Here is an 18664-nt window from a genome sequence, read left to right as displayed (position 1 = left end):
TAAAACATAAAGAGGCAACACGCAATCAAGCGTCTTGCCTCCGTAGTTGTTAGTCTTTACAGACTATGCCCCGTCACGTTGGTTAGAGCTTTTGTGGCGGGGCTATTTTTTAGGCTTTTACCAGAATGCTTTTCTGAAGTTCGAGGACTTCTTCTAACGAGAGGCCGGCGGCTTGTGCAATTTGTTCTGGAGAAAGAATATTCATCTTTAAGAGGTTAATGGCAGCTTCCTTTGCTTTTTCGGAACGGCCATCGATGTAGCCATCATTGCGCCATGTGCGCTTTGCAAGTTCTTCATCAAACTCAGTTAAACACATACCAATTACCTCCGCTTTATTGATTTTGAAAAAGTTATCAAGAAGTTTTTCTTTTATGGCTTCATCAACAGCTTCTTCGATAGCTTTATTTTTGTCCATGCCTGCATCCATGTTTGAACTTACCATAGAGACAAACTTTACATAATGATACAACGGAGTACAGTTTTTGTTAAGTGGAACATTTTCATCTGGACGAAGATTTATAATTGTAGCGGTCCATTCAAAATCACCATGTTCTTTCTGGTTTCCAAGAAATGAATCTGATAATTTAAGTTTCCATGTATCAGGATCTGTTTTCTTTCCATGATAAAAAACAAAAAATCTGGGACGAGGAATCATTACCTTATGTCGACTGAGAATGGATAGATTGTTATCTTTTAGATATAACTGATACAGGATTGAAAAGTATAAGAACCCTCTGAGCGGCATGTTCGGATTCCATGAACTCTGTTCTTCGTAAAGATTTATTTCTGTATCAACTAAAAAGGAAATGTCGTTATGCATGCTGATGTAAATTACATTTTCAATAGTATTGATTTTAAGGGCATCGGGATCGGTAATATTTGTGCCGTTGAGCGCATTATAAAGCTGGAGTCGCCATTTTTTACTGTCTTCTGTGTCTTTACCAAAGATATACTTAAAAAGTCTGTCTTTGTATTCTCGATTATACTGTGTTGTTTCTTGACTTTCCATTTGTTCACCTCTTAAAATCATTTAGATATTGTTCCCTCCGCCGAATAAAGATTCTGATAGAAATTCCTCTCTATATAATTAGTAAAACCAGAACGAAAAGTGCAATATTTGAGAAATAATCCTGATTAAATTTGAAAAAACAGCATCAATCATTTATAGTAAAAAAAATGGAGGAAAAAAATGTTTGAAATTAAAAATGTTTCAAAGGCATATACCAAGGGTGGGGTGAAGGCGGTGGATTCGCTTTCGCTTACTGTGAATAATGGTGAGATTTTTGGTTTTCTGGGGCCTAATGGTGCCGGTAAAACTACATCTATAAAAATGCTAACGGGCATAATTCAGCCGGATGAAGGTTCGCTTGAGCTGGATGGTATTTCAATTAAGGAACGCCCGGTAGCTGCTAAGCGTCAGTTTGCGTTTGTTCCTGATAATCCGGAAACTGTTTCTCGTCTTAAGGCAATTGAATATCTGAATTTTATTGGTGATGTTTATAAGGTTCCTGCAGATATCCGCAAGGTGCGTATTGAAAACTACTGTACAAAGTTTGGGCTTAAAGAAGTTTTGAATAATAAGATTTCTTCTTTCAGCCATGGTATGAAGCAGAAACTGTTTTTGATTGCCAGCCTTATTACAGATCCTCAGAACTGGATTCTTGATGAACCGATGGTTGGTCTGGATCCTGAGGCTGCTTTTATCGTAAAGGAAATTATGCGCGAGCGTGCTAATGCAGGAAAAACTGTTTTCTTTTCTACTCACGTAATGGAAGTTGCAGAAAAGCTTTGCGACCGTATTGGAATTATTAAACAGGGAAAGCTGATTTTTCAGGGAACTATGAGTGAACTCAAAGAACAGCATGGAAAAGACGGTCAGTCACTTGAAGATATCTTCCTGGAAATGATTGGCAGCACTGCAAAAGCACAGTAAGAGGCCGCCATGATTTCTATGATTTTAAAACTTTATAAGATTCTGGTTACAAATGAGAATGTGTTTACCCAGATTCGGGAAAACTTTAAGAAAGGGCCAAAGGGTATCATAAAAAGCATATTTCTTATTCTTGTTGCAATCTACATTTTCTGTGTAATGATTGGAATGTATTATCTTTATATGTCTGGTACTTACAATTATCTGGCTGGCAATGGAAATCAGCATATGATGCCTTTTGTTTCTATGATGGTTGCAGTTGCCGTGATTATGTTCTTTGGCTTTACTTCTGTAGCATCTTCCTATTATACAGGTAAGGGCGACGAATTTTTGATGAGTCTTCCGCTTACTCCCGGCCAGTTTTTGGGTGCAAAGTTTACAGTTTCATTTATAGCTGATGCCATATTCGGTGTTGGAATGTTTACAATCAGTTCAATTGTATATGGCTATAATGAAGGGCTGCTTGTAAATCCGCTGTTTTACCTGGGCTTTTTAGTTTCGGCAATTTCATTTTCGGTTACTGCCGTTTTTGTAATCTATCTGCTTTTTATTTTGATTTTGTATTTTGTGCCGGCGCTTAGAAAAAAGAAGCTGCTTACGGGAGTTGCCACAGTTCTGCTTATTTTGTTCTGTATGTGCTATGGCTTTATGAATTCTTCTGTATCTATTTCGTTTTCTAATCCGGAGTTTGTAAGCGAAAAGATTGGCTCTTCAATCGATATGATTTTTGAGTTCAGTTCTAAGGTTCCGGTGTTTATGTATATTTCCGGTGCTTTGAATGGCAAAATCATTCCTATTCTGATTCTTGCAGCTCTGGGCTGTGTTGAACTTTTTGTGCTTGTTCCTTTAGTTGGAAAAATGTATGTAAAAAGTCTTAATGGTTTTTCTGATGAAAAGACTAAAAAGATTTCTTCAGAAAAGGCCGAAGAGGTTATTAAAAAAGATGTTCGTTCGGGTTCTGTTTTTCATGCGCTCTTTGTCCGCGATTTCAGAAACATTGTCAGAGAACCAGCTTTCTTTGCTAACGGTCCGCTTTTTGTTTATCTCTTTCCGGTAATTTTTCTTCTCTCTTTTGGAATAGGTTTTATAGCTACTGGAGAATCTATCGATGGACTTTTAGTTTCTTTTAGAACAAAAATTGCTAAGCTTACTCCAGAAGACTTAAACTCTATCAAATATTATACAGCGCTTATTGGAGCTGCCTTTGTAATTTTCTGCGGAACTTTTGCAAATCTTGCTACTACTTCTTTTTCCCGGGAAGGAAAGTCTTTGAATGATCTTAAAGCAATGCCTGTTAAGTTTGATATGATTGTAAAAGTGAAATTCTGGCATGCTCTGCTTTATATAGGAATTTCGAATATCGTAATGATAAATATTATGGCTGCTGCTTATGCTATCCTTAAGATTCCGTTTTCACTGACAGATTTTATTGCTATCTGCTTTATGATGGTGATTTTTTCGGTTTCGGTTTCTATATTTTTGATTTTTATTGATATGTTTATTGATACAATAAATCCAAAATTGAACTGGGAAAATCCGATTGCTGCAACTAAGCAGAATTTTAATGTTCTGTGGTCAATGCTGATTTCTATGCTTACAATTGTGATTCTTTTGCTGCTGATTATTTTTGTTCTGCCAAAGAAGATGATTTCAATTGTGATTTTAAGCATCTTATATGTTATAATTTCTGCACCTCTAGGAGCGGGATATTTCAGATATGCAGAAAAAAGACTTCAGGATATGTAAAAAACTGAATAACGACAGGCAGTTTATTTCTCTGCTTGCCGTGTTTTTATTATGTGCTCAACTTTCTGCGCACAGTGGAATGTTTTGGGGTGAAAAAAATCTTCGTGTAGCAAAAACTCAATGGTTTGATATTATTTACCCTGAGCGCTGTGAAAAAAGTGCTGCAATTCTTTACGAAAAAGCCGACACGGTATACGAAGAGGTTGCCGGTCAATATGGACTGGTCCCTTCGTTTAGAATGCCGGTTGTCATTACTCCTGCAGTTGAACAGTTCAATGCGTTCTGGACTGCAATTCCTTATAATCATATTGCTATTTATGATACTTCCGTTGCAGGTTCCAGCGAGCTTGCAGTTTTTAGTGAAACTCTCCTTTCTACTTTCCGTCACGAATTAACTCACGCTGTTACTTACAATATGAAAAGCGGTTTCTGGCGCGGTGTTGGAAAGATTTTTGGTGATGGTGTGGCGCCCGGTATGCTTACCGTAACAACCGGAATGGCCGAGGGCGCAACTGTTACAAGTGAAAGTGCAGCAGGCGAGGGCCGCCTTAATGATGAATACGCAAAGCATTATGTAAAACAGGCAAAAAATGAAGGAGCGTTTCCTTCGTATCATGATGTTTCGGGCTCTGCCGATAATGTTCCGAGTGGGGCACCTTATTTCTTTAACGGAGCTTTTCATCAGTGGCTTCAGGAAAAATATGGAATGGAGCCTTATGCGGAATTCTGGTATCGCATTGTAAACGGAAAAAATCTTACTGTTGCAAAGGCTTTCAAAAAATCTTTTGGTGTAAAGTTACGGACTGCATGGAGTCAGTTTGAAGAAGCTTATGAGGTTCCGGAAGTCGCAGCAAATCCTGTAAAGGCTGGTTTGGTTTATGATTTTTTTGAACCGGAGAGGTCAGGTTTTTCAAGATTAAATGATGCAGGTTCTCTTTATGGTTCTTTGAGTTCTGCGGGTGGCCGGCTTGTCTGGCTGGATAAATATGGTTCACGAGTATTCGAAGCTGATGGTTATAGTGATGGTCGGAGTTCTTCCAAATCACCGGCACCAGCTGTTCATAAGCTTTTCTCTCAGCAGGGAATAAGCGGGGTGCGGCTCTCGAACGACGGTCGCTTTCTGGCTGTGAGTTATATGAGTGAAAATGCGCCGGGCCCTGTTGCTCGCATTAAGTTATATGATTTTGACAGAAAGTCTTTTTATTCTGTAAAAGAAAAAGGCCTTAAGGACGGCGTTGTTGTAGAGGACGGAGCCGGCGGCTTTTATCTTGTGGCGCAGAAGTATTTTGACCAGAATTATTCAATTGTAATTTACAAACTTTTACTTGAGGAGTCTGGCCGCCGGATAAAAGGTACTGAACTGCATAAAGAAATAAAACTTGATGTAGAAATAAATCCGTTTGCGTTTACGGCTCTGAACAACGGAGCTTTTGCATGGATAAAGAAAAATCGTCTCACATACAGCCTTTGCGTGACTTCCCTGGACGGAACTCCGATAAGCGAATTTATTTTCCCTGAGGGAATGGCGGTGAGATCGCTGTCGTATGCGGAGCTCTCAGAAAACTCCGCCCTCTCACCTGACACTGCAACTTTCTATTTTTCCTACGCCCAGAAAGGCACTTTGCCACGGCTCGGAAAACTGGAGGTGGACGGCGCTATGGGAGATGTCGGTCACTACCAGTTGGAAATGTCTGCACGGTTGATTCTGAGTTCTCAGGACATTTCCGGTGGAATATTTGAGCCGGTTTTGTGGAACGGGAAAATTGTTTATATAGGAAAGTTTTTGCGCCAGAACCGCGTTTTGTGTTTGAGGGACGGAACCGGCTCTGCGGAGATTATGGAAGTGGACGGTGCAATAGCCGGGGAGGCCGCCGCCGCGGTTGAAGATATGACTAGTGCGGAACTTGGCGGCGATGTCGGGGAGGCTAGTATCGGTAGTTTAATTTCTGAGACAACCCCATACAAACCATTCCCATATTTACTTCATGGCATTTTTATGCCTCTGAGCACTTATCAATCAGAATACTTTGGTACAAAGGAAACTTATGCTTCAAATATATATGATTTTATGATTGGAGCTACCTATATAACTGCAAATCCGTGGACTAGCGGAACTGACGATTTATATACTCTCACCGCAGGTTTTAATCCTGTATCACTGGCTACTGGAGTTTCTCTTACAATCAACAAAGGAACTGAAACTTCGCTTTTTAAATCTCAGACAGCAATAAAATCTGAGTTCAATAAAAACGGCTGGCAGCATGGTGGTATTGTTTCCGACATTTCAAGTGTTATTGAAACCGGAAGGATTTCTTCTATTATAATCACTAATACTGCAACAGCTCTTTTTAACAGTCAGAGTAATTTTTCTGTATCAGATACCTTAAAGCTTCAGTATTCAAATATCAGAAAGACAGGACCAGGACGTTTTGAACGAGGAGGATTTGGTGCTGCGGTCGGGCTTGGAAATCGATATATTGCGCCACTGGCTTCACCGGATAAAAGTCTGCTTAATCTTTCTGTAGTTTCTGCGGGCTTAAAGATTTGTATACCTCATCTTCTGCCTTTTGAATCAAAATATGGTTCTACTTATAATCTTCCTCTTACTGCCGGTTTTACGCTGTTACCATCTTCTTCGAATTACGGCTATGTAGATATCGAACAGGATTCTACTCCGGTAGAAGGATTACCAGAAATCACTATAGGCTATCCTGTTTTTGATGCATCTGTAGAAGTCGTGGCCTTTTCTATGGATATTCAGAAGGCACTTCCAGGAATAACGGCTGTTTATCTGAATGATTTTTACATAAATCTTGGATATTCTGCAACTGGAACTGCAGGTTCAGCTTCTCAAAACGGATTTCAGGCAGCTCATCTTCCAGAGTATTTTGATGCAATTTCAGATGGCAGAGGTTATTATCTGGATTCTGCTTATATAAAAACCGGTCTGGAACTGACTCCAAACGTCGGACTTTTTGCGAGTCCAAATTATCAAATGGAATTGTATGTAATTTATAGTTATACAATTCATTCCTATAAAGAATTGAATCCGCAGGAGAGAATAAGACTTTTACTTGGCTTCAGTATGAATGGTTTTTAATTTACCGAAATCTGAGAAAGTACTTCTCCAATTGGTTCGTGAATTACAAGATTTGCCATTCTGTCCTGAGGTGTGCTTGATTTATTCAGCAGAATCAGGTTATCTCCATGGAAATAATCAATCAGACCTGCTGCCGGATACACTGTAAGTGAAGTTCCGCCAATAATGAGTGTGTCGGCAGCCTTTATAGCTTTTACAGCACCTTCAATAACTCTCTGATCCAGACCTTCTTCATATAAAACTACATCAGGTTTTATAAGTCCTCCACATTTTGGGCAGTGAGGCAGTTTATCAGGAGTATTTTCGCTTTCAATAATAATCTTTTCATCGTAAAAAGCATGACAGTCCAGACAGTAATTTCTTAATGTGCTGCCATGAAGTTCGTAAACAGTTTTACTTCCAGCCAGCTGATGCAGTCCATCAATATTCTGAGTAACTACAGCAAGCAGTTTTCCGGCTGCTTCGAGCTCAGCAAGTTTATAATGAGCTGCATTTGGCTTAATTCCCTGTGGTAAAAGTTTTGCACGGTAAAATCTATAAAACTCAGGAGTGTTCTGGTAAAAGAAAGAGCGGCTTATAATCTGTTCCGGCGGGTATTTCCACTGCTGATTATACAGACCGTCCACACTTCGGAAATCCGGGATGCCGGATTCGGTTGAAACCCCGGCTCCACCAAAAAATACAATTTTTTTGCTTTTATCAATAATCTGTTGTAAAATGGAAATGTCTGTTGTACTCATAGTATGTTCTCCTGATTAAAAAATTCTTAAATATATTATAACTTAACTTTTTCTAATTAAATAGTATATTCCTACCGATAATAAAATGAGGGATTTTAAATTAAAAGGATTTTGCAAAAAATATATAGAGGTGCTACATGGATAAGATGAAAAAAGTATTCTTAATTACTATTTTCTCAGTGTTCGTTGCAGGATTATCTTTTGCACACGGAAAAGGTGATGTTGAAGAAATTTCAGTTGAAAACATGAACAGCTGGCAGGAACAGTTTGATCTGGATAGCCGCAAGCCGGGCAAGTACAATATTATGATCACAGCCCGCGACCTTGGTGGTAATGTTCATATTGAAGGACCTCATAACCTTTATCTGGATCCAAAATCTGACCTTCCAATCTGTGGTATTACAAACCCGTATCCTCACATGCGTGTCGTTGGTAACCTTAATATTGTAGGTACATGTGTTGATGATGATGGTGTATCACGGGTTGAACTCATTCTTGATGAAGGAAAAGAGACTGAAAAACGAGTTACTGCAGATGGAAAGGAATTCTGGTCTTACTACCTCGATACAAATGACCTTGAAGAAGGTGACCATACAATCAAAGTAATTGGTTACGATATAAATGAAGAGCCAAGAGTAAGTAACCCTTATGTGCTTACCTGGCAGCTTGACCGTAAACAACCTGTAACAGAAGTTCAGGACAAGACAATGGGTATTCTTGTTTCTGGAAATGTTAAATTTGACGGTATTGTTTCGGATGGAAACGGAATTAAAGAGCTTTATTATTCTGTAGATAACGGCGAAAACTTCACACCTCTTAAGTTCGGCGGAAACAAGAATAAGTCTCTTTGTGATTTCACAGTTTCAGTTGATACAAAGAAATTTAATGATGGACCTGCTGTTCTCTGGTTTAAGGCTGTAGATATGGCTGGTTCTGTGGGAATGTATTCATTCCTGTACTTTATAGATAATACTAAGCCTGATGTTGGAATTGTTTATCCGGCAGAAGGTCAGGTTATGGACGGTAAATTCTCAGTTGCCGGTTATGCAAAGGATACAATTGGTGTAACAGAACTTTCATGGACATTCGGTTCTCAGTCTGGCACCTTTGATCTTATTCCTGGTAACCCTTACTGGGCCGTTAATGTAGACACACTTGCAATCAAAGATAAAGCGACAAAATTCACAATTCATGCTAAAGACCGTGCAGGCAATATTGTAGACGTAAGCCGCAATATTCCTTTAAATCAGGAAAATGACAAGCCTGTAACATCGGTTTCTGAACCTGCTGAAGGTCAGAACTTTGGTGATGCAGATCCGCTTTTTGTACGCGGTATTGCAACAGATCCTGATGGTGTAAAGGAAGTTCGAATTCAGCTTGATAATAATGAGCCGATTATTCAGGAAACAAAGGGTGTATTCTACTATCATCTTTGTGATGCAGAAGCACTTTCAACAGGAAATCATAAAGTAACTGTTACTGCAGTTGATGTAAATGATGTTGTTGGAAATCCTGTAGTAGTTAATATTGTTTCCCGCGGAATTGCTCCTCAGTTTGGTGAAGCGAAACTTAATGGTGGAAAAGACGGAAACGAATTTGTAAACGGTATGGAAATCCATCCGGAAAGTGGACGTACCTTCAGTTTGGGAATTACTTCTGGAGTAGGTCTTGTAAGGGTTTCTTCATCTCTTAAGTGGGGTAAAGAAGGTCTTGCAGAAAGTTCTACAGAACTTAAGAATGCAACTTCTTATACATATACACTTCCAATTCTTCCGGAAAGCGCTAAGGGTGTAATGAACCTTACAATTGAAGCTGAAGATATGATTGGTCGTGTTTCAACTTATAGAGCACTTTACTATGTAACTAATACTACAGTTGTTAAGAGTGAAGAGCCTGTTGTTGTGTTTGATGACAGCACTGTAGACGAAGACGGTTCAATCATAAGTAATCCAGACTTCCCTGTTACCGGTTATCTGATTGGAGCTAATGCTGCAAGTGCAGAGCTGGTTCCATCAACAAAGTTTGCAAAGGTTGAACTTGAAGGCAATTTAATCCGCCTTATTCCACAGAATGCAATTGGAAGTTCAGATCCTGTTGTTGTAAGAATCAAAACAGACAAAGGAAAGACTATTGAATCTCGTCCTTTGAGATTCCGTGCCGATACTGCTCTTCCTGAAATTACAATTAGTGATTACTCAGAATCAAATGCACTTAATGGACTTGAAGGTTCTTTTGCTGTAAGTGGTAAAGTTACCTGTGAAACTGGTGTTGGTGGTCTTAAATACAGAGTAATGTCTGCTAAGGTAGATATTCAGAAGGGAATTATTGCAACTACAACAGCTCCTTCTACAAATGATGATCTTAAGTCAATTGATGTTTCAAGAGACGGTTCATTCAAATTTACCTTTAATGCAGAAGACTATGGTTACGGTGTTCATATCGTAGAATTGATTGCTGAAAGTGCCGGCGGAAACAAAAAAGCCAAGGCATTTGCAGTTAAGAATATTCCAGATGTAGAAGAGCAGAATGGAAAGATGCCTGTTCCAAAAGCACCTGCAGTATTCTGGGCAGATGGCTTTGATGTTTATGCTGTAGCAGTTTATCAGGGTGAACTTGAAGCAGATTATCAGACTTATTTCCGCGAAGAAATGGTAGAAGGAAATAATCCTGTAAGCTTTAATACTGCAACTACAGATGGTAAGCCTGTTGCTGGAAAGTTCACTGCAGTTAAAAAGCCTTCTCTTTCTGCACACATTGTACAGATCAATGATGCTGATTATATGAGTGGTATGCCGATTGTTCTTGGCTACAACTCAAAAGATATTGCAACAATCCGTCTTTATATTGATACTGGCGCGGTTGTTAATTCTGTAAACTTCGAAATAACAGGTGAAGAAATTGCCGGTGGTTCTGTTACACAAAAAGGTGCTGCAAAGCTTATTAAGCCTACTCTAGAAGAACCAATGCGCTGGATTGCAGAAATTCCTGCAACAAATCTTCCTTCTCGTGTTAATAAACTCAGTGCTGTAATTAAGGCTGGTGCGCTTGAGCAGACAGTAACAGGTTCTTTCACAGTTGTACGTGAGGCAGAGGCTGAACTTATCAATGATAAAGAAGGAATCTATCCAATGCCTGCTACTGGCACTGTATATGATGAAGTTGATAATAACTATGTTTTGAGCAATGGCTCAAAATTCCTCTATTATGTAAATTACAATGCTCCTCTTAGAGTAGAACTGGTTTCTTCAACTGCAGGTCTTGTTGCTGAGGCTGATGGAAATCTTATTACTCTCTATGCAGAAAAAGATGGAGTATATAAGAATGTGGTTGTAAGAGTTACAGACCGCTTTGGTGATGCACACAATTCTTCTCCGTTGAACTTTATTGCAAATACAAGTGCACCTGAAATCAACTTTGTAACTCCAGAGCTTTTCCAGTGGGTAGGAAATACCTTTAGACTTTCGGGAACTGCAGCTCATCCTCTTGGAATCAGAGCCGTAGAATACTCTCTCGATAACGGAGAAAACTGGTCTAGCTTTGATCTTTCAAGAAACAATAACAGAGTTGGTGTAACCTTCTCTAAAGATGTAAATATTTCTGAATTGCCTGATGGTCTTATCAGAATCAATATGCGTGCCCGCGATACTTCGGGTCACGAAACCTATATTTATACATCAGCTTATAAGGATGTTACTCCTCCAGAAGTTCGAGTAGTTGAGCCTCAGGAAATTGATGTTGTAAACGGTGATAACCTCATTGTATTTGAAGTATCAGATAACGGACTTCTTGCTAAGGCAGAATATCTGGCTCCTCCAGAAAAGGGCAGGGCACAGGTTCGTCAGCCAATTGAATTGAATCCTCTTATCTATACTCATGTTGGTACACCAGAAGCACCTATAAGCGATGCAATGTCATTTGTCTTCACCGATGATGCTGGAAATGCAACTCCGGTAGAATCATGGCTGTTCAGTATTGATAATGAATCTGACCTTCCACGTGCAGAAATTCATGTACCGGAAGATATGCAGGTAATTACCCGTGACTTTACAATTTCGGGTGTTGTTTACGATGATGATGGTGAATCTTCAATCTTCTATAAGATTGATAACGGTTCATACAAGCAGGTATCAACAAAAGAAGTATTCAAGCAGACTAATGCAGATGCAGAGTACAAACTGAATACAAGTTTCTCAATTGATGTACCTCTTGATACAATGGTAGATAACGAGCATACAGTTACTGTTTATGCTGTTGATATCAATGGTGTAAAGGGACCTGAGGTTTCACGTACTTACCGTATTTCTCTTGAAGAGCCAAAGGGTGCTGTAGAAAAGCCTACAATCGATACTTCTGTACGTAATCTTGTTACAATTTCTGGTTGGGCAAGCGATAAGAACGGAATTGCAAATGTTAAGGTTTCGCTTGATAACGGTAACAGTTATAACGAGGCTGTAGGAACAGAAAAGTGGAGCTACACAGTAGATACACGTGCTATTCCTGGTGGAACTCAGGTTGTCTTCCTTAAGGTAACAGATAACTATGGTATTCAGGGACTTTACTCGAGCCTTATCAATATCGATAACGATGCTCCTTACCTGAACCTTGAATTGCCGCTTGATGATTCTACAACAACTGGTCAGCTGTTCTTCTCTGGTAATACTTATGATAACGTAGAGGTTACAGATCTTTACATTACAATCAGAAACCTTGAAAGAGGTGGTGCACCAAGTATCCGTAAGATTAAGATTGACCGTATTATTGGTGAAACAATTGATATGCGTGATCTTCCAGACGGCTTCTATAACGTAGAACTTACTGGAAAAGATAAGGCTGGAAACATAACTAATGTCAGTCGCAATATTCACCTTGAAAAGAATATTGCTCCTGCAACTGTAGATATTCTGTATCCACTCAACGGAGAACATAAGAACGGTGTGTTCACAGTTTATGGACAGGCTGCTTCTGAAAGTGAAATTACACTCTTGAATCTCTATGTTGATAATAAGCTGGTTTCAGATACAACCCTTACAGATTGTGGCTTCTTTAAGTTTGATCTTGGTCCAGAAGATATTGAAGAAGGTGTACACACTTATCGTGTAGATTCAGTTCTTGCTAATGGAAAGACTGTAAAATCTCGCGAACAGACTATTACTTATAGTCCTGTTGGACCATGGATTAAGATTGATAACTTTACTTACGGTGACTTTGCAATCAACCGTCCTTACATCAGAGGTCAGGCAGGTTACTCTATCAGTGAAGATGAACTCCTCTTCTCTAGAACTAAGGAAGCAACTCCTGAGCAGAAGGCAGCAACAGCCGCTAAGAAGGTTGCTAAGATTGAATTGAGTTTTGATAACGGTAAGACATTCACAGAGCTTTCTAAGAATGAAAAGTGGATGTACCGTATAGAAAATCAGGATATTGCAGAAGGATATCACTTCTTCCTCATCCGCGCTACGATGAAGAACGGTGAAACAGCTATCACAAGAACAATCATTCAGGTTGATAATACTGCACCTTCAATCCGCCTGATTGCTCCAATTAATGGTGGTCGTTATAACCAGGTACTTAATGCTTCAGGTCTTTCAAATGATGATGTAAAACTTGAGGATGTAACTGTTGCTTTGCGTAAGGGTGATAAAGCAAGTTACGAAGTTCCTTCATTCATCCAGGGCTTGTACTTAGACTTCCGTCTGTGGGGTGCAACACTGTTCTCTGTAGGTGCCGGACTTACCTTCTTCGATGACGTTGTAAAGGTACAGGCTTCTTACGGTCAGTTTACACAGCAGCAGCGTGACGCAGTTTCTAACCTGTTCAAGAGAGATTTTACAGATATGCGTTACGGTGGAAATGTATACAGCCTTAAGATTATTGCAAGTATTGCTTCTATTCCATTCAGCTTCTTCCTTGGTCACGACTGGGACTGGCTCTATGCAGGCTTTGGTGTAGGTGCTGAATTTGCAATGTTTACACAGACGAACAGTGGAAAATCACAGATTCTTTCTTCTCTGCTTGCACAGATTGAATTCCCAAGAATTAAACTTCAGAATGTGAAAGCCTTCAGTTCGTTCTCAATGTATACAGAAGGCTCACTGTGGTTTATCCCTACCGACGTCTCAGGAACAAACATAAAGAGTTTGATTCCACAGATTGCAGTTGGATTTAGAACGAATATCTTCTAGGCAAAGGAGTGAGAATGTTTGGAAGGAAAATAAAAATATTATCTTTAGCAGTTTTGTTACTGTGTTCTTCTGGCAAGCTCTTTGCTCTGGAAGAATATGTAAGCGAGATTTATAACCAGATAGATAGCTGCTTTTCTGCAAAAGATGATAGTAAATTAAATAGTATTCTTTCTAGAAACACAAAAGATAGATATTACTATTTAATGGAAAACTATACTCAGAAGAAAATCAGACGTCTTATTGTTAATAATGATTATGATTTTGCTATGTCTGCTACACTTGTTCTTATTGAGAATAATCTTGATAACGAAGAAGCTGTAGAAATGTACAGTGTAATTTCTGATGCTTATGAGATTCAGCGTAAACATGAAGCAGAACGTGAACATCAGAGACAACTTGAGCTTGCAAGAATTGAAATGGAGAAGGAAAAACAGCGCAGTAACGTAGAAAAAGAATATGTTGCAGCTACAAAAACTTCTACAGGTTCTGTATATGTTTCTGGAAAAGAAACAAAGCTTACAAGTACAAACTGGCTGTTAAAACTTGGAATGGCAGATATTGCATATTTAATGGATAAGGGTTCTGCAATAAATTCGTTCCATTATGGTATTTGTTTGGACTTTGATTATGAATATACAATGGAGAATAAAAATGTTCTTGGTATAGATGCATTTGCAGGAGCTCAGTTCCTTACTATTCCAGTGGAAGAAGAAAAGATGGTTCCATTGCTTGGTGATTTCGAAGCTGCATTAAAATATTCATTTGCTAATATTTCTAAGAACCTGTTTATAAGAGCTGGTTTTGGTGCTGTAATTACAGGAAAATCAGATACTGCGCCACTTACAGAAACTGTCGTTGGTAACTTCTTCTCTCCATTTATAGGAATAAAAATGGGAAATCTGTCGCTTGGCTCGCTTAAGGTGGATATTGGCGCTGACTGGCTTGCAGGACATTTATTCTATCAAAATATAAAAGTGGCAGCAGGTTTTGCTATGAATATGGCAATTCCATTTGCGGAATTGGAAAAAGTAAAGTTAAATTTCAATATTGGCTTGAGGGATAAATTCTTCCTTAAGAATGATGGAATGGAAAATAGAGCGAGTGTAATTCTGGCTATTGGAGTTGAAAATGTTGTTAGGTAAGCTTAAAAGAATTTTAATTGCATTATTAGTTGTTTTCTTCACTGCCCAAACTTTTGCGGCAACAACAGATTTAGCTGTACGCTTTCTGGATAAGGCAGAAGAAGCTTTTGACGATGGAAACATTGAAGATGCTTATAAGTATGTAAACCAGGCTCTTGCAGTTGCAAAAGATGAGGATTCTCAGGCAAATGTTTTGTATTTTGCACAGACTGTTTATAAGCAGAAGCTTCAGATACTTCAGAAAAAATATGATGATATGGCTCTCATTGATATCAAGATGAATCTTGAGAAGTATCCTAATATTGAGAATACTTCAATCAAAAAGCTTGTTAAGCAGATAGAGACCGATCAGGCTAATAAAGAAAAGGCTGCACAAAAAGCTGAGACTGCTGCACAACGCAAGGTTGAGCAGGAACGCTTTGAGGCTCAGCAGGAATCTATGGAAGCTCAGGCAAAGGCTATGAAAGAACAGGCTGCAGCAATGAAGGAGCAGGCTGAAGCTACAAAACAAGGACAGGAAGATTTTAAGAATGCCCTTGAATCTGGTCTTAAGGATATGGGAAATGCCTTTTCTGAAACTGCAAGAGAAACAAAGCGTTCTACACGTGTAATTGCTTTCTCAATTATTGGAATTGCAATCATAATCGCATTCCTTGTAATGCTGATTATAGTAATAATAAGAAGAGCTGCTAAGGCAAATCTCATGCAGCAGGAACAGTATGCACAGGCATTTAAGCTTCTTGCTCAGAATCAGAGCCAGACAAATCGCCTTATGCTTGGTGGAATTACAGATATCTATGGTGGAAACCCTTCACTTAGAATTGCTGGTTCTTCTACATGGGCTCCGGCACAGGCTCTTCCGGATGTAACATTTTCTGAAGAGGATGAAGAAGAACTTAAGCAGCTTGCTGTTAAGTGTGAGGAAATTGGCCAGCAGATTGATAATGTTACAGGCCGTAAGAATAATTCAAAGAACGTTTCCGAGCTGGTTTACAAGCTTTCTATTCAGCTTGGACTTCCTCAGGGAATGGCAATGCTCAACTTCTGTGCTGCTATGATTTACGATGCAGGATTCCTTGCAATTGATCCTGATCTTCTTGTTGCAACTCAGCTTACAGAAGAAGAAAAGCATGCATTGAACGAGCACGTTAATCTTGCAGAAAAACATCTTGAGTTTGTTCCTAAGAAGTACTGGAGTGTATTTGAAGATGCTGCAACAAAGCATCATGAGAATATCGATGGTTCTGGATATCCACAGGGGCTTTCTGGAGACGAGATTCCACAGATTGCACGTCTTATCCGTGTAGCAGAAAGTTACGTTTCACTTTCAAGTAAGCGTTCTTATCGTGGTGCTATGGATAAGGAATCTGCTATAAATACACTTAAAGAACAGTCTGCTTTGTACGATCAGGATGTCGTAGAAGCACTTGATAAGATTCTGTAGTAAATATTTAAGCAAAATCTACCGATAAAGAGAGTATGAAAAAATCACTTTTTGTACTCTCTTTGTTTTTTTTAACGGTCCTTGCTTTTTCAGACGAGGTAAAACCATTATATAGACTTCCGGAAAAGAATCCTGTAAGTGCACTGGATAACGATTCGGAAACAGAAGTATTCCTCGTAGGTTCAGATAACGGACTTTTCCGCGTAACAAACAGAAATTCCGCAATTCCTCTGTGGACAGAAGCTCGTGTAGATCAGCTTTTGCGTGTAAATATTGCAGATAGCAGTGGTGTTCCACATCCTTCCTGGCTTATGCGTACTCAGAAAGGAGTTTTTTATTCTCAGGATTTAAAGAAATTTGAAGAACGTGATAATGGACTTCCATTCCTTACTATAAAAACCTTTAAAGAAGGACAGAAAACCCTTTCGCTTCAGATTCAGGAGCTCAAAGACCTTTCTGTAAATCCGCTTAATAATAACGAGGTTGTAACTGCTACAAAGGACAGTGTTTATTTCAGCCGTGATGGCGGACTTACATGGAAAGACCTTGGTTCTATGAGTAAAAATTCTCCTGGAATGAAGGCAGTTGCCGTTGCCACACTCGATGATCAGACTGTAGTCTTTATGGCGCATCCAATTTTTGGACTTTCCTATATTTTCCCGGATAGACAGAAGGCTGGCTGGACAGATATTGATGCCGGTTTTGAAAAAATGCCTTCCCTTACATCTCCGGATGAAATTGCTGATATTCTTCCGGTTGTACGAACCAATGCAGACGGTTCAGTTTATACAGAAATCTATATTTCTCAGACTTATATTCCGCGAATCTATCGTCTCAACTGGCAGGAAAAGAAAGGTGAGCTGATTTATACAGGTTCTGAACCAACTGATGTTACAGACGGACTTACTACAATAGATAATGTGCTTCTATATACTAAGCTTGAAGGCTTTGGCGCTATTGATTTGGATAGTCTTCAAAGTCCTGGTACTCCAAGTCAGGAACGAGACTGGCATGAAGCATTTTCTTCTGTTCCGGGTATGATAAATACTGCCTGGATTCCTCAGTCTAGAAGCGGATTTGCACGCGGACTTCAATTGAACGAACTCTGGCTGCTTTATCCGGGAACTGTGAACTCTCCTTATGCAGAAATTGCAAACGGTAGAAAGAGCATTTATGCCTCTGCTTACCAGTGCAGCTTCCCTGAAGGAGTTGCGAAATTCAAGAAGGTTATTAAAGACCGCAATATGAACTCAATGGTAATTGATATGAAGGATGATTATGGTTTCCTTCGTTATGATTCAAAAGATCCATTGGTTCTGGAAAAATGTTCTACCTCTGGCTATGCAATTAAAGACCTTGATAAATTCATTAAGGAATTTAAGAGCGAAAATGTTTATCTGGTAGCACGTATTGTTACTTTTAAAGACCGCTCTCTCTCAAAATACAAAAATGGAAAATACGCTGTCTGGGATAAAAAGTTGAACAAACCGTGGATGGGAATTAAAGGCTACGAGGATGTTCTTGATGAAAATGAGCAGCCTACCGGTACTAAAGAAACTGCATATTATGATGAGCAGTGGGTAGACCCGTATTCCGAAGAGGTTTGGGAATATAACGTAGCAATTGCAAAAGAACTGATTGAACGCGGCTTTGACGAAATTCAGTTTGATTATATCCGCTTTCCGACAGATGGTTTGAATCTTTATAATGCACAGTATCGCTGGCAGGATAAGGGAATGGATAAGGAATCTGCCTTGATTTCGTTCCTTTCTTATGCACGTGCAAATATTAAAGCACCGATTGGAATTGATATTTATGGTGCAAACGGCTGGTATCGTAGTGGAACAAGAACTGGTCAGGACGCAGAAATGCTTGCTGAGTATGTTGATGTGATTGGACCGATGTTCTATCCAAGTCATTTTGAACAGACATTCTTAAACTATGCTCCTGTGGCAGACCGTACATACCGCATTTATTATTACGGTTCTTTCAGAAATACAATTTTGTGCCGCAACAGAGCAATTATTCGTCCATGGGTTCAGTCGTTCTATCTGAATGTAAGCTACGACAGACTTTATTATGATTCTGATTATATTAAGAAGCAGTTCTTTGGTGTTCGCGATTCTCTGGACCGCGGGTATATGTGCTGGAATAATTCCGGGGAATATGGAACTACTCCGCCAGATATTGAAGCAACTGAAACTTTTATTGGAACTGCATCAGAAGCCAGCAGGGAATTCCGTAAACCGGCAATTGGTGATAAGATGAAGCCGCTTTATGTGGATTCTGATGTTTCGATTCTGGACAGTATTTTGTATCCGTACAGAGAAGAAGAAACAACAAGATTTAATCCATTCTTAAAGGTAATGCCATAAAGAAG

At 39.2% G+C, this 18664-nt stretch carries 9 protein-coding genes; 7 read left to right on the top strand and 2 right to left on the bottom strand.

From position 1 onward, the window contains the following. Positions 1-109 precede the first annotated feature (109 nt). The gene (locus AABJ44_RS13620; protein ID WP_074643887.1) at positions 110-1009 is read right to left on the bottom strand and encodes an RpnC/YadD family protein; all 900 of its coding nucleotides are present in this window, start codon (positions 1007-1009) and stop codon (positions 110-112) included. 180 nt (positions 1010-1189) lie between these two features. Here AABJ44_RS13620 and AABJ44_RS13615 point away from each other — a divergent pair, with 180 nt between their 5' ends. The 3 genes from AABJ44_RS13615 to AABJ44_RS13605 are packed head-to-tail and all read left to right on the top strand — an operon-like array spanning position 1190 to position 6776. After that, a complete protein-coding gene (locus AABJ44_RS13615; protein WP_338369587.1) occupies positions 1190-1933 on the top strand; it encodes an ABC transporter ATP-binding protein in 744 nt (247 codons plus the stop codon). 9 nt (positions 1934-1942) lie between these two features. Beyond that, the gene (locus tag AABJ44_RS13610) at positions 1943-3676 is read left to right on the top strand and encodes a putative ABC transporter permease subunit (RefSeq protein WP_338369586.1); all 1734 of its coding nucleotides are present in this window, start codon (positions 1943-1945) and stop codon (positions 3674-3676) included. Next, complete coding sequence (locus tag AABJ44_RS13605; protein ID WP_338369585.1) at positions 3648-6776, top strand: hypothetical protein; 3129 nt, start codon at positions 3648-3650, stop codon at positions 6774-6776. Before AABJ44_RS13610 ends, AABJ44_RS13605 begins: the two co-directional genes overlap by 29 nt. On the opposite strand, the gene AABJ44_RS13600 is transcribed toward AABJ44_RS13605, so the two are convergent. Further along, entirely contained in the window at positions 6773-7516 is a 744-nt protein-coding gene (locus AABJ44_RS13600) for an NAD-dependent protein deacylase (RefSeq protein WP_338369584.1), read from the bottom strand. The genes AABJ44_RS13605 and AABJ44_RS13600 overlap by 4 nt on opposite strands. A 137-nt stretch (positions 7517-7653) precedes the next feature. Here AABJ44_RS13600 and AABJ44_RS13595 point away from each other — a divergent pair, with 137 nt between their 5' ends. From AABJ44_RS13595 to AABJ44_RS13580, 4 genes are read left to right on the top strand one after another with little or no spacing between them, the layout of a single operon-like run. After that, complete coding sequence (locus AABJ44_RS13595) at positions 7654-13698, top strand: Ig-like domain-containing protein (RefSeq protein ID WP_338369583.1); 6045 nt, start codon at positions 7654-7656, stop codon at positions 13696-13698. Between the two features lie 14 nt (positions 13699-13712). Beyond that, positions 13713-14840, top strand: coding sequence for a hypothetical protein (locus tag AABJ44_RS13590; protein WP_338369582.1), 1128 nt, complete (start codon positions 13713-13715; stop codon positions 14838-14840). Continuing rightward, entirely contained in the window at positions 14827-16284 is a 1458-nt protein-coding gene (locus AABJ44_RS13585) for an HD-GYP domain-containing protein (protein WP_338369581.1), read from the top strand. Before AABJ44_RS13590 ends, AABJ44_RS13585 begins: the two co-directional genes overlap by 14 nt. A gap of 35 nt (positions 16285-16319) precedes the next feature. Beyond that, positions 16320-18659 carry a putative glycoside hydrolase gene (locus AABJ44_RS13580; RefSeq protein ID WP_338369580.1) on the top strand — a complete coding sequence of 780 codons (2340 nt, stop codon included), beginning with the start codon at positions 16320-16322 and terminating at the stop codon, positions 18657-18659. Positions 18660-18664: the final 5 nt, after the last annotated feature.

It is taken from the genome of Treponema bryantii (genome assembly GCF_036492245.1).
GTDB classification, from domain to species: Bacteria; Spirochaetota; Spirochaetia; order Treponematales; family Treponemataceae; genus Treponema_D; species Treponema_D bryantii_C.
This window is presented reverse-complemented; position numbering and strand designations above follow the sequence as displayed.

What these genes read in the sequence shown, in the direction of transcription:
- AABJ44_RS13615 (WP_338369587.1), top strand. Translation starts at nt 1,190, where the DNA reads ATGTTTGAAATTAAAAATGTTTCAAAGGCATATACCAAGGGTGGGGTG.
- AABJ44_RS13590 (WP_338369582.1), top strand. Translation starts at nt 13,713, where the DNA reads ATGTTTGGAAGGAAAATAAAAATATTATCTTTAGCAGTTTTGTTACTG.
- AABJ44_RS13620 (WP_074643887.1), bottom strand. Translation starts at nt 1,009, where the DNA reads ATGGAAAGTCAAGAAACAACACAGTATAATCGAGAATACAAAGACAGA.
- AABJ44_RS13595 (WP_338369583.1), top strand. Translation starts at nt 7,654, where the DNA reads ATGGATAAGATGAAAAAAGTATTCTTAATTACTATTTTCTCAGTGTTC.
- AABJ44_RS13585 (WP_338369581.1), top strand. Translation starts at nt 14,827, where the DNA reads ATGTTGTTAGGTAAGCTTAAAAGAATTTTAATTGCATTATTAGTTGTT.
- AABJ44_RS13610 (WP_338369586.1), top strand. Translation starts at nt 1,943, where the DNA reads ATGATTTCTATGATTTTAAAACTTTATAAGATTCTGGTTACAAATGAG.
- AABJ44_RS13605 (WP_338369585.1), top strand. Translation starts at nt 3,648, where the DNA reads ATGCAGAAAAAAGACTTCAGGATATGTAAAAAACTGAATAACGACAGG.
- AABJ44_RS13600 (WP_338369584.1), bottom strand. Translation starts at nt 7,516, where the DNA reads ATGAGTACAACAGACATTTCCATTTTACAACAGATTATTGATAAAAGC.
- AABJ44_RS13580 (WP_338369580.1), top strand. Translation starts at nt 16,320, where the DNA reads ATGAAAAAATCACTTTTTGTACTCTCTTTGTTTTTTTTAACGGTCCTT.